The 12,511-nt window shown below is 76.1% G+C and carries 10 protein-coding genes; 4 read left to right on the forward strand and 6 right to left on the reverse strand.

Features of this window, described 5'->3' with window-relative positions; translation table 11 throughout:
- Positions 1–57: 57 nt before the first annotated feature.
- The 4 genes from FB380_RS20365 to mraZ all read right to left on the reverse strand — a co-directional run bounded on the left by FB380_RS20365 (position 58) and on the right by mraZ (position 4,536).
- Positions 58–1,782, reverse strand: coding sequence for a peptidoglycan D,D-transpeptidase FtsI family protein (locus tag FB380_RS20365; RefSeq protein WP_166757072.1), 1,725 nt, complete (start codon positions 1,780–1,782; stop codon positions 58–60).
- Positions 1,783–1,959: 177 nt separating this feature from the next.
- A complete protein-coding gene (gene ftsL / locus FB380_RS20370; RefSeq protein WP_166757073.1) occupies positions 1,960–2,727 on the reverse strand; it encodes a cell division protein FtsL in 768 nt (255 codons plus the stop codon).
- Entirely contained in the window at positions 2,724–3,701 is a 978-nt protein-coding gene (rsmH, locus tag FB380_RS20375) for a 16S rRNA (cytosine(1402)-N(4))-methyltransferase RsmH (RefSeq protein WP_166757074.1), read from the reverse strand. The genes ftsL and rsmH overlap by 4 nt, the downstream gene beginning before the upstream one ends.
- A gap of 400 nt (positions 3,702–4,101) precedes the next feature.
- Positions 4,102–4,536: a division/cell wall cluster transcriptional repressor MraZ gene (gene mraZ / locus FB380_RS20380; RefSeq protein WP_166757075.1), complete on the reverse strand. Its 435-nt coding sequence runs from the start codon at positions 4,534–4,536 to the stop codon at positions 4,102–4,104.
- Between the two features lie 215 nt (positions 4,537–4,751).
- On the opposite strand from mraZ, the gene FB380_RS20385 reads away from it, so the two are divergent.
- From FB380_RS20385 to FB380_RS20400, 4 genes are all read left to right on the forward strand, one after another.
- Positions 4,752–5,801, forward strand: a complete 1,050-nt coding sequence (locus FB380_RS20385; protein ID WP_229682187.1) for an AAA family ATPase — start codon at positions 4,752–4,754, stop codon at positions 5,799–5,801.
- Between the two features lie 31 nt (positions 5,802–5,832).
- Entirely contained in the window at positions 5,833–7,185 is a 1,353-nt protein-coding gene (locus FB380_RS20390) for a DUF58 domain-containing protein (protein WP_166757076.1), read from the forward strand.
- Positions 7,182–9,536 (forward strand): transglutaminase TgpA family protein, encoded by a 2,355-nt coding sequence (locus tag FB380_RS20395; RefSeq protein ID WP_166757077.1) that lies wholly within the window; start codon positions 7,182–7,184, stop codon positions 9,534–9,536. The genes FB380_RS20390 and FB380_RS20395 overlap by 4 nt, the downstream gene beginning before the upstream one ends.
- A gap of 75 nt (positions 9,537–9,611) precedes the next feature.
- Positions 9,612–10,568, forward strand: coding sequence for a ribose-phosphate diphosphokinase (locus FB380_RS20400; protein WP_166757078.1), 957 nt, complete (start codon positions 9,612–9,614; stop codon positions 10,566–10,568).
- 76 nt (positions 10,569–10,644) lie between these two features.
- Here FB380_RS20400 and FB380_RS20405 read toward each other — a convergent pair whose 3' ends face one another.
- Together FB380_RS20405 and FB380_RS20410 are read right to left on the reverse strand one after the other, a co-directional pair.
- Complete coding sequence (locus FB380_RS20405; RefSeq protein ID WP_229682188.1) at positions 10,645–11,076, reverse strand: DUF3040 domain-containing protein; 432 nt, start codon at positions 11,074–11,076, stop codon at positions 10,645–10,647.
- 140 nt (positions 11,077–11,216) lie between these two features.
- Entirely contained in the window at positions 11,217–12,455 is a 1,239-nt protein-coding gene (locus FB380_RS20410; protein WP_229682189.1) for a DNA polymerase IV, read from the reverse strand.
- Between the last annotated feature and the right edge of the window lie 56 nt (positions 12,456–12,511).

The raw sequence follows: 12,511 nt of genomic DNA on the forward strand, positions 1-12,511 counted from the left end.
TCACCCGCTGGCCCCGTGTCGCGCCGGTGGGCGGGCGACTCCCTGCGCCGGCGGGGTTCAGGGGACGGTGAGGGTGAAGTCCGGCCGCGGCGCGCCGGAGGGGACGACGCCGCCGGAGATCAGCGCGTACCGCATGACGTCGGCGAAGACGGGGGCGGCGACCTGGCCGCCCTCGGCGTCGCTGGTGGGCCGCTCGAGGTCGACGGCCACCACGTACTGCGGGTCGTCGGCGGGGGCGTAGCCGACGAAGGTGGTGAAGTAGCCGCCCCCGGCGTAGCTGCCCGTCTCCGGGTTGGCCCGCTGGGCCGTGCCGGTCTTGCCGGCGACCCGGAAGCCGTCGACCTCACCGAGGGGCGCGGTGCCCCCGGGCCCGACCACCGCCTCGAGCATGTAGGTCAGCTGGTCGGCGGTGGACTCGCTGACCACCCGCACGCCCTCGGGCTGCGGCACGTCGGTGACGGTGCCGTCCGCGGCGGTCACCGAGGAGACCACCCGCGGCTCGATCCGCACCCCGTCGTTGGCGAGGGCCTGGTACGCCGACGCCATCTGCAGGGTGGTCACCGAGACGCCCTGCCCGATCGGCACGTTGGCCGCGCGGCTCTCGGTCCACTCCGCGGAGTCCTGCAGGATGCCGGCGCTCTCCCCGGGGAGCTCGATGCCGGTGGTCGACCCGAGCCCGAAACGGCGGAGGTAGTCCTCGAGCGTGCTGTCGCCGATCTCCCGGGCCAGCATGATCGACCCGACGTTGCTGGACTTCGCGAGGATCCCGGTGACGGTGAAGTCGATCGGCTCGTGGTCGTGGGCGTCGGTGACCACGACGTCGCCGGCCTGGATGTGGCCGTCGACGTTGAGCACCGTGTCCTTGGTGGCCTTGCCCTCCTCGATCGCGGCGGCCAGGGTCACCGCCTTCAGCACCGAGCCGGGCTCGTAGACCTCGGAGACGACGGGGTTGCCCAGCAGGTCCGGGTCGGTGGTGTTGTAGCTGCCCGGGTCGTAGCCGGGGCAAGAGGCCATCGCCACCACCTCGCCGGTGTGCACGTCCTGCACGACGGCCGACGCGGTGGCGGTCGCCTCGTCGGCGCAGGCGGCGTCCAGCGTCTGCTGCACCACGAACTGCAGGTCCTGGTCCAGCGTCAGCTGCACGGTGCTGCCGTCGGTGGCCGGCTGGGTGTCGTCGATGCCCGAGGGGATCGGGTTGCCGACGCCGTCGACCTCGATCCGCTTCTCGCCGTCGATGCCGGCCAGCACGTCCTCGAAGGTCTGCTCGATCCCGGCGAGGCCGTTGTCCTCCTTGCCGACGAAGCCGACCAGCTGCCCGCCGACCGCCCCCGCCGGGTACAGCCGCACCGGGTCGTCCTGGAAGACCAGGCCGGCCTGGGTGGCCGCCGGCAGCTCGCGGATCTGGTCGGTGACGTCGGTGCTGACCTCGTCGGCCAGGACGACGTAGCGGCCCTCCCGGGAGAGCTTCTCGACCAGCTCGTCGACCGGGACGCCGAGCAGCGTGGTCAGCGCCAATGCCGTACGGGTGGGGTCGGTGACCAGCATCGGGTCGGCGGTCACCCGCTCGGCACCCACCGAGTAGGCGAGCACCTTGCCGTTCCGGTCGGTGATCTCCCCGCGGACGGCCTCGATCGGGTAGGTGCGCATCCGGTCGTTCTCGGCGGCCTGCGCGTAGGCGGCCCCGTCGACGCCCTGGAGCACCACGAGCTTGCCGACGACCACCACCAGCAGGGTGATCAGGAAGGCCAGCCCCCAGCGGTTGCGCTGGTCCCGCTGGGCCATCCCCAGCGGCTGGAGGCGGCGTGCCCCGGGCTCACGACGGGCGCCGGGCTCACGACGGGGTCCCGGCTCACGACGGGACAGCGGCACACCGCGCCCGGCCGGGCCGGTGGGCCGGACCGGGGTGCGACGGGCCCCGACCGGACGGTTCGGCGGGAGAGGACCTGCAGGCGGCACGGATCAGTCCCCGGGGGTCGGCGACGCGGGGTCGGTGGGCTCGGGGTCGGTGGGGGTGGTGGTGGACTCGGCGTCGGCGGGGGCGTCGGCGGCTGTCGACGGGGCCGTGCCGGTCCCGCCGGCCGCCGGGTCGGTGGCCTCCGGCTCGACGGGGGGCGTCGCCGGGGTGGCGCTGCCCAGCAGGACCGAGCTGCCGTCGGGCTGCAGCACCAGGTGCGCCGCGTCCCCCGGCGGGACCAGCCCGACCGCGGCCGCGGCGCGGGCCAGTTCGGCAGCAGTGTCGGCAGCGATCACCTGCTGCTCCAGCCGAGCCACGTCCTTGGCCTGCTCGGCCATCGCGACCCGCTGCTCGGTGGCCTGCAGGGAGTCCACGGCGATCGCGGTGTTCAGCAGCAGCAGGCCCAGCGTCGTGCCGACCAGCAGGGCGACGAGCACGACGACGAACGGCGCCCGGCGGCCGCGCAGCAGCGCCCGCCGGTTGCCGCGGGGCGCGCGGGCCGGGATGGGCCGGCTGGGCGGGACCAGCCGGAGCTGCGGGCCGCTCGGCACCGGCCCGCTGCGCCGGGGCAGGGCGGGGCGGGGCACGTGCACCGGGCCGGTGGTCGCCCGGCCGGTGGCCCGGGCGGTCCGCGCCGTCGTCGTCCGGGGGGTGCCGGCGCGGGTCGCCCCGGTGCGGGCGGTGCTGCCGTGCGGCGTGCGCGGGGTGGGCGTGCGCGGGGTGGACGAGCGGGGGCTGCTGCTCCGCGGCGCGGAGCGCGCCGGCTGGCTCATGCCGCCCGCCGGAGGCGCTCGGCGGCGCGCACCCGCGCCGACGCGGCCCGGGGGTTGGCGGCGACCTCGGCCTCCCCGGGTGCCTCACCGCCCCGGGTCACCAGCTTCAGCACCGGGGCGTGTTCGGGCATCGGGACCGGCATGCCGGGCGGCGTGCGGTCGGTGGCCTCTGCGGCGAGCGTCTGCTTCACGATGCGGTCCTCGAGGGAGTGGAAGCTGATCACGACCAGTCGGCCACCGATCGCGAGCGCGTCGATGGCGGCGGGCAGGGCCCGGGTGAGCACCCCGAGTTCGTCGTTGACCTCGATCCGGAGGGCCTGGAAGGTCCGCTTGGCCGGGTGGCCACCGGTGCGGCGCGTGGCCGCGGGGATCGAGGAGCGCACCAGCTCGGCCAGCCGGGCGGTGCCGGTGAACGGCTCCCGGGCGCGCTCCCGCTCGATGGCGGCAGCGATCCGGCCGGCGAAGCGCTCCTCGCCGTAGACCTTGAGCACCCGGGTCAGCTCGCCGCGGGAGTAGGTGTTGACGACGTCGGCCGCGGTGCGGGGCCCGGTGGGGTCCATCCGCATGTCCAGCGGCGCGTCGGTGGAGTAGCTGAACCCGCGGGTGGGGCGGTCCAGCTGCAGGGAGGAGACGCCGAGGTCGAACAGGACGCCCTGCACCTCGTCGACCCCCTGCTCGGCCAGCACGTCGGGCAGCTCGTCGAAGACCGCGGGCACCAGGGTGGCCCGGTCGGCGTGGCCGGCGGCGGCGATCCGGGCGGAGGCCTCGGCGCGGGCGTCGGGGTCCCGGTCCAGGCCGATCAGGCGGAGGCCCGGGTGGGCCGCCAACAGGGCCAGCGAGTGGCCGGCCAGCCCCAGCGTGCAGTCGACGAGGACGGCGCCCGGTGCGCTCAGCGCCGGGGCGAGCAGTTCGGTGACCCGGTCGAGGAGGACGGGGACGTGCAGCGCGGGCCCGGCGGCCTCGGGGCTGCTCATCGACTGCTCCTCTCGGGCGCGGGGGCGGACGGGACGGGGGCGGGCGGAGCTCACCGGTGGGCCGGGGGGAGGTGCGGCTCAACGGGTGGGTGGGCGGGTGGAACTCAGCGGGCGGGTGGAGCGCAGTGGGGAGTGTGGAGCGCAGTGGCGCGCGGGTGGGGAGCGGGCGGTGCGCTGCCCCGGCCCGCTGCCCCGCCGGGCTCGCCTGGCGCCGGGGAAGCGGTACCAGGTGGAGCCGGGCTGGGGCAGCCGGGCGGGGAGGGCGGTGGACGTCGAGCCGGGGGGAAGTCGGCTCGCTGTCCGGGTCCGGTCGAGCCGCGGGGAAGTCGGCTCGCCCGGGGTGGGGCGGGGTGGTGCGGTCGGGGTGCTGCGGTCCGGGTGGGGTGTGGTGGGGGTCGACTCAGGACAGGGTCGGCATCCCCTCGCTCTCCATGGCGGCGAAGACGGCCTCCTGCTCGGCCACGTAGGCGTCCCAGGTGGCGGAGTCCCAGATCTCGAAGCGGGTGTCCACGCCGACGACGACGACGTCGCGGTCGAGGCCGGCGTACTCCCGCAGGGTGGCCGGGATGGTGATCCGGCCGGTCTTGTCCGCCTCGACCTCGACCATCGAGCCGAAGCTCATCCGGGCGTGCATGCGGCCGGCGTTGGTGTCCGCCGGCGCCATGGACTTCAGCGCGGCGCTCTGCTCGGCGACCCGGGCCATGGTGAGGCCGTAAACGCAGCGCTCCTGGCCCTTCTTGATCACCATGCCGTCGGCCACCAGTTCGCGGTACCGGACCGGGAGGGCGAGCCGGCCCTTCTCGTCCAGACGCAGGGGGTAGCTGCCGACGAACACCGGATCACCCCCTGCATCAGTCCTCCTGTGGTCGTGCCGGGCACCATCCGTGGCCCCTGCCTCCCCATTGCGCGACACACTAACCCACTGGCCCCCACTGGACACCACTCCGCGCCGTGTCGCCCCCGCTCCTCCACCGGCCCCCACCGGGCTCCCCCAGCCACCGGAACCGGATCGGCCGCGCACCCCGCTGATCAGCACGTACCGTGAGCGGCGTGACCGAGGGCACGGCAGAGCTGCGGTCGGACCGGGGGGCGACGGAGCTGCGCTCCACCTCCCGGCTCGGCACCGGCCAGGACGCCGCAGCGATGCAGCCGGAGACCGATGTCGACGTGGCGGCCGAGGGGGCGCAGCTCGCCGAGGCGATCGGCCGGGTGGTCCAGGGCAAGCCCGACGTCGTCCGGCTGGCGCTGGTCGTGCTGCTCGCCGAGGGCCACCTGCTGATCGAGGACGTCCCCGGGGTCGGGAAGACCACCCTGGCCAAGGCGCTGGCCCGCACCATCGACGGCACGGTGCGCCGGATCCAGTTCACCCCCGACCTGCTGCCCAGCGACGTCACCGGCGTGGCCGTCTACGACCAGGAGTCCCGGGCGTTCGAGTTCAAGCCGGGCGCCGTCTTCGCCAACGTGGTCGTGGCCGACGAGATCAACCGCGCCTCCCCCAAGACCCAGTCGGCGCTGCTGGAGTGCATGGAGGAGCGGCAGGTCACCGTCGACGGGGTCACCTACGAGCTGGCCCGGCCGTTCATGGTGATCGCGACGCAGAACCCGCTGGAGATGGAGGGCACCTACCCCCTCCCGGAGGCGCAGCGCGACCGGTTCACCGCCCGGGTCTCGATGGGCTACCCGGACCGCGACGCCGAGCTGGCGATGCTCGGCGGGCGGGCCACCGTCGACCCGCTCACCGCGCTCGGCCCGGTGGTCGACGCCGGGCACGTGCGCACGCTGGTGGCCGCGGTGGGTCGCCTGCACGTCGCCGAGCCGCTGCGCCAGTACGTCGTCTCGCTGGTCGAGGCCACCCGCCGCTCCCCCGACCTGCGGCTGGGTGCCTCCCCCCGGGCGGGGCTGCAGCTGCTGCGGGCCGCCCGGGCCACCGCGGCGCTGGCCGGCCGCGACCACGTGCTCCCCGACGACGTCCAGGCCATGGCGGTGCCGGTGCTGGCGCACCGGCTGCTGCTGACCCCGGACGCGGCGCTGGCGCGCCGGGACGCCCAGCGGGTGGTCACCGACCTGCTCGCCACCGTGCCGGTCCACGGCGGCCGCTGACCCCGGCCGCCGCAGAGACGGACACCCGCCCATGGCCCGCACCCGGATCGCCGACGCCGCCTCCTCCCTCACCGTGCGCGGCCGCTGCCTGGTCGCCGCCGGCCTGACCCTGGCCGCGCTGGGCGCCCTGCTCGGCGAGCGGGCGCTGGTGCAGCTGGCCGTCTTCGTGCTCGCCCTGCCGGTGGTGTCGGCCGTCGGGATCGCCCGCCAGCGGTTCCGGGTCGCCACCCGGCGCACCGTCACCCCCGCCCGGCTGCCCCGCGGCGGGTCCGCCGACGTGCTGCTGGAGCTGGCCAACACCGACCGGCGCGCCGGTGGGCTGTGGCTGCTCACCGAGCACCTGCCGGTCGACCTGGGCGTCCGGCCGCGCTTCGTCGTGGAACGGCTGGCCAGCGGCAGCACCGCGCCGCTCCGGTACCGGCTGCACGGCTCCCGGCGCGGCCGGTACACCCTCGGGCCGCTGAGCCTGCGGCTGGTCGACCCCTTCGGCCTCGTGCTGCGCACCGCGACCGGCCACGACACCGCCGCGCTGCTGGTGCTCCCCCGGGTGGTGCCGCTGCACGGCGGCGGGACGCTGACCGGCGCCGGGGGCGACGGCGGCGAGGGCGCCCGCCGCTCCATCGCCGTGCACGGCGAGGACGACGTCAGCACCCGGGAGTACCGGCACGGCGACGACCTGCGCCTGGTGCACTGGCGCGCCACCGCCCGCACCGGCGAGCTGATGGTCCGGCTGGAGGAGCGACCGTGGCGCGCCGCGGCGACGGTGTTCGCCGACACCCGGTCGACCGTCCACCTGTTGGGGGGCCACGTCGACGGTCCCGCCGGTGACCCGGCCCCGCCGCAGGACACCCTGGAGTGGGTGGTGGAGGCCGCGGCCAGCATCGGCAGCCACCTGCTGCGCCGGGGCGCCGCGCTGCGGGTCGTGACCGACGGCGGCGAGCTCACCCCCGCCCTCGGCCGGGGACAGCTGGGCCCGGACGAGCTCCTCGAACGACTGGCCGGGCTGGGCGGTGCCCCCCAGCCCGGGCTGCAGCTGGGGGTGGAGGCGCTGCGCCGGTCGGGGGCCGACGGGCCGGCCATCTGCCTGCTGGGCCTCGTCGGCCCCGACGACGTCGCGGCGCTGGTCCGCGCCCGGTCGGGCCCGGGCCGGGACGTCGCCGTCCTGGTGGACGCGGCGGCCTGGCTGGACGGCGGGGCCACCCGGGGCCGGCGCCCGCTCAGCCCGGCCGCCCGGGCGGAGCTGTGCACCCGGCAGCAGCAGGCCGGCGACCTGTTCCGCGCGGCCGGCTGGCAGGTGGCCACGGTCGGCCCCGACCAGGGCGTGGCGCAGCTGTGGAGCCAGGTGGGCAGCCGGGCCGGCGCCGCGGGGGCGGTGCCGGCATGAGCGGGCAGGTCGACGAGCTGCCCCGGGCCACCCGCGGCGGGCCGGGCACCGGGATCGCCGTCGCGGTCGCCGTCGGACTCGGGGCGCTCGCGCTGGACCCGGTCTTCGCCGCCCGCACGTGGCTGCTGCCGGTGACGTTGGTCGTGGCGGCCGTCGGCCTGGGCGGGGTGGGGCTGCGGGCGCTGCTGGACCGGCTGGTCGACGCCGCCGCGGACGACTCCCCGTGGTGGTCCGGCCCGGCCCGGCTGGCGGTGCCGCTGGGCCAGGTGGCCCTGGTGCTCGTCGTCCTGACCGTCGTCTTCACGCCCGAGCGCGCCCGGGCGGGCGTGCTGCCGACCCTGGGCAGCCTCGCCGACCTGGCCGGGCTGCTCGCCGACGGCACCGCGGAGATCCAGGAGCAGACCACCCCGGCGCTGCCGCTGACCGGGCTGGTGGCGCTGACCACCGTCTTCGTCGCCCTGATCGCGCTGGCCGTCGACCTCCTCGCCGTCCCCGCCCGGCAGCCGGCCCTGGGCGGCCTCGGGCTGCTGGTCCTCTACTGCGTCCCGGTCAGCACCGTGATCGGGGAGGTCGCGCTGATCTCCTTCGCCGCTCCGGCCGCCGGGTTCGCCGTCCTGCTGTGGGCCGACCAGCGGGGGCGCCTGGTGGGGGACGGCCGGGGCGGCAGCGGGTCGCCGATGGGCACCGGCACCCTGCCGGCCCTGCGCACCGGCGTGGTGGCCCTGGTCGCCGGTCTGCTGGTGCCGGCGTTCGTGCCCATGCTGGCCGAGGGCTCGCTCGCGGCGGGGCTGGGCGGCGCGGGCACCGGCAACGGCGTGGGGACGGCGCTGGACCCGGTGGCGGAGATGGCCGGCCAGCTGTCCCTGCCCGAGCCGATCGACCTGCTGGCCCTCGACGCCTCGGTGGCCGACCCGGGGTACCTGCGCTCGGTGTCGCTGGACGAGTACAGCGGCGACGTCGGCTGGCGGATGAGCAACCTCGACGGCCAGGAGTCGATCGCGACCGAGGGGCCCCTGGCACCGCTCCCCGACGCGCGGTCCAGCCGTGCGGTGACGGGCCGGGTCACCGTGCTGGAGCACGACGACCGGTTCCTCCCGCTCCTGGACTCCCCGCTGTCGGTGCAGGTGCTGGGCTCCGAGGACGAGGACTGGCGCTTCGACCCCGCTGCCCGGACGGTCTTCGGCCGGGACGTGACCACCGGGGGGCTCTCCTACCGGTTCACCGCCCAGCAGCCACAGCCGAGCACCGCGGAGCTGGCCGCCGCGCCGCTGGACGCCGGCGACCCCCTGGTGCAGCGCTACACGGCCCTGCCGGACCTCGACCCCAGCGTCACGGCCCTGGCCGAGCAGCTGACCGACCCGGCGCAGTCGCCCTACGAGCGGGTCCGGGCGGTGCTCGGCCTGTTCACCGACCCGGCCAACGGCTTCACCTACAGCCTGTCCACCAGCCAGGGCACCACCGGCGACGACCTCGCCGACTTCCTCCGGCTCAAGCGGGGCTACTGCGAGCAGTACGCCGGTGCGATGGCCGTGCTGGTCCGGGCAGCGGGGGTGCCGGCCCGGGTGGTGCTCGGCTACACCCCCGGCCAGGCCGAGGAGGACGGCGAGCGGCTGGTCACCACCGACGACGCGCACGCCTGGGTCGAGGCCTGGTTCGCCGGCATCGGCTGGATCCCCTTCGACCCGACCCCGATCGCCGCCGACCGCGCCGTGGAGCTCCCCTGGGCGCCGCGCACCGACGCGGCCGACGACGACACCCCGGACTCGTTCACGCCGGGAGCCGACGTCCCGGTGCCGGCCGCGCCGACCGCCGAGCTGGACCGGGACGACCAGTACGTGCCCCCGCTGGCGCCCCAGGCAGCACCGCAGCAGGAGCTCACGCCGTGGCTGCTCGGGGCCACGGGCACCCTGGTCGTCCTCGCCCTGGCCGCGGTGCCGTTCCTCGTCCGCCGCCGGCAGCGCGCGGCCCGGCTGGCCGAGGGACGCCCGGGCGCCCTGTGGGACGAGCTGCTGGCGACCACCCTCGACCTCGGGGTCGAGCTGCCCGGCACCTCGACCGCCCGCCAGCTGGCCCGCGAGCTGGCCCATCGGCTCGCCGACACCGACCCGGCCGTGGTCGCGGCGGTGCGGACCCTCGCGCTGGCCCAGGAGCGGGCGGTGTACGGCCCGCCGGCGGGCCGGCCCGGCGCGGACCCGACGCTGCGCGGGGCGCTGACGACGGTGCGGCGGGCGTTGCTCCGCTCGGCCACCCGCGGCCAGCGGGTCCGGGCGGCGGTGTGGCCGGCCTCCACGCTGACGGCGGCCGCGGGCTGGGCGGCCGCCCGGGCCCCCCGGCGACCCCGCTCGGCCTGACCACGGGGCCGGAGCTGGTTACCGTGACCGGGTCGGTGTCGTCGTCACCGGCTCCCCCCAGCTGCGGAGTGCCCCTTGCGTGAGATCGCCGTCTTCGCCGGCAGTGCCCACCCCGAGCTCGCCGCGGAGATGTGCGCCCAGCTGGGCGTGCCGCTGCAGCCGGTGCGGATGACCCGGTTCGCCAACGACTGCCTCGAGGTGCAGCTGCAGGCCAACTGCCGCGAGCGCGACGTCTTCCTGGTGCAGCCGCTGGTCACCCCGGTGCAGGAGAACCTGGTCGAGCTGCTGCTGATGATCGACGCAGCCCGTGGTGCCTCGGCCGCCCGGATCACCGTGGTGATGCCGCACTACGCCTACGCGCGCTCGGACAAGAAGGACGCGCCGCGGATCTCCATCGGCGGCCGGCTGATCGCCGACCTCATGGTGGCGGCCGGCGCCAGCCGGGTGCTGGCCATGACGCTGCACTCCCCGCAGGTGCACGGCTTCTTCAGCGTGCCGGTCGACCACCTGCACGCCCTGCGGGAGCTGGCCGACCACTTCCGGGCCCTGGACCTCTCGCGCACCACCGTGGTCTCCCCCGACCTGGGGAACGCCAAGGAGGCCGCGGCCTTCGCCCGCCGGCTCGGGGTCCCGGTCGCGGCAGGGGCCAAGCAGCGGTACGCCGACGACCGGGTCAGCATCAGCGCGGTGATCGGGGACGTCGCCGACCGCGACGTCATCGTGCTGGACGACGAGATCGCCAAGGGCAGCACGGTGCTGGAGCTCATCGACCGGCTGCGGGAGGCCGGCGCCCGCACGATCCGGGTGGCCTGCACGCACGGCCTGTTCACCGCCGGTGCGCTGGAGCGGATCGGTGCCCAGTCCGACGTCGTGGAGATCGTCTGCACCAACACCGTGCCGGTGCCGGCCGACGCCTCGGAGAAGCTGACCGTGCTGTCGGTCGCGCCGGCACTGGCCCAGGCCGTGCAGCGGATCCACGACGGGGAGTCGGTCAGCGCGCTGTTCGACACGACGGCGACCCCGGAGGTCTGAGCCCGCCGGAGAGGCCAGCAGCCGCCGTCCCCGGACGGGACGGCGGCTGCTGGCTCAGCGGGTGGGCCGGCGTGCGCTACTGGTCGTAGCGGCGGCGGAAGCGCTCCTCGAGGCGGCCCTTCAGCGGCTGGCGGCGCGGCTTGGCGCTGCTGCTGCCACCGCGGCCGTTGCCCGCCGGGCGCCCGGCGGGGCCGGAGCCGGCCGGCACGACGCCGGTCGCGGCCTTGTAGTTCAGGACCCCGAGGACGGCGCCTCCGAAGGCCACCAGGAAGCCCAGCACGCCGAGGAAGACGTTGGGCACGGCCACACCGCCGACCACGACGGCCAGGCCGACGACCACCAGGACGGCGCCCAGCTGCAGCTTGCGGCGGGCCTTCTGCCGCCGGTCGCCCGTGCGGACGGTCGAGGCGAACTTCGGATCGTCATCGACGAGGGCGCGCTCGATCTGCTCCAGCAGACGCTGCTCGTGCTCGGAGAGCGGCACGTCGACCTCCAGGTACAAGTGCAAGAAACCACCGGCGGCAGTCCGCCCGCGGTGCCACCGAGGATACGAGCCGTTTGCGGCCTGCGAAAGGCGAGTCGCCGTCGACACACCCAGCTTGGTACCGGTCGCCGTCCCGCGGCGTCCTCGCCGGGCAGACGCCCAGCTCAGCGGGGCGGTCCCGGAGACGGGTCGCGCGCAACCCGTCCAGCGCCCGGCACCTGCCGGCGGCCGAGCAGGGTGGCCGGCCGGACGGCGCCGGCCCCGAAGCGCCGGGCGGCCCGGTCGGCGGCCAGCTCGGCGTCCCGGCGACCGTGCTCGCGCGCCCCCAGCTCGAGCTGGCGGGCGGTCGAACCGGCCTCCACCAGCCCCTCGGCCCGCACCCCGACCAGCCGGATCCGGGCCCGGTCCAGCCCCAGGGCGTCGAAGAGCGTGCGAGCGGTGTCGTAGAGCTCCTGGCCCACGTCGGTGGGGACCTTCAGCGTGCGGGAGCGGGTGATCGTGGTGAAGTCGGCGAACCGGATCTTCACGGTGACCGTGCGGGCGAGGTGACCGGTCGAGCGCAGCCGCCCCGCCGTCCGCTCGGCCAGGTGCAGCAGCTCCCGGTGGATCACCTGCGGATCGTCGACGTCGGTGCCGAAGGTCTCCTCGGCACCGGTGGACCGGTCGGGCTCGTCGGGGACCACCCGCCGGGAGTCACGGCCCCAGGCGAGCTCGTGCAGGTGGCTGCCGGCCGCCTGGCCCACCGCCCGCTGCAGGGTCCGGGCCGGCACGTGCGCCAGGTCGCCGACCGTGCGCAGGCCCAGCCGGAGCAGCACCTCCTCGGTCTTGGGACCGACCCCCCACAGGGCGCCGACCGGCAGCGGGTGCAGGAACTCCATGACCTCGGCCGGTGGCACGACCAGCAGCCCGTCGGGCTTGGCCCGGGTGGAGGCCAGCTTGGCCACGAACTTGCTGCCGGCCACCCCGACCGAGCAGGTGATCCCCTGCTCGTCGTAGACCCGGGCCCGGATGTACTCCCCGATCGCCACCGGGTCGCCCAGCCGGCGGCCGCTGCCGGAGACGTCGAGGAAGGCCTCGTCCAGGCTCAGCGGCTCGACCAGCGGGGTGAGGGAGCGGAACAGCGCCATCACCGACCGGGACACCTCGGCGTACAGGTCGAGGTCGCCGGGGAGCACGGTGGCCGTCGGACACAGGCGCAACGCCCGGGAGGTCGGCATGGCGCTGTGCACCCCGTACCGGCGGGCCTCGTAGGTGGCCGAGGTGACGACCCCGCGGTTGCCCACCCCGCCGACGATGACCGGCGTGCCCGCCAGCTCGGGGTGCCGACGCACCTCGACGCTGGCGAAGAAGGCGTCCATGTCGACGTGCAGCACCGTGCAGCCGGCAGCCCGGTCCCTGGTCACCGCACCCCCTGCGTCCCCGTGGATCGAACACCTGTTCGACCCACGGGGGACGATAG

Source organism: Modestobacter marinus, assembly GCF_011758655.1.
Classification (GTDB): Bacteria; Actinomycetota; Actinomycetes; order Mycobacteriales; family Geodermatophilaceae; genus Modestobacter; species Modestobacter marinus.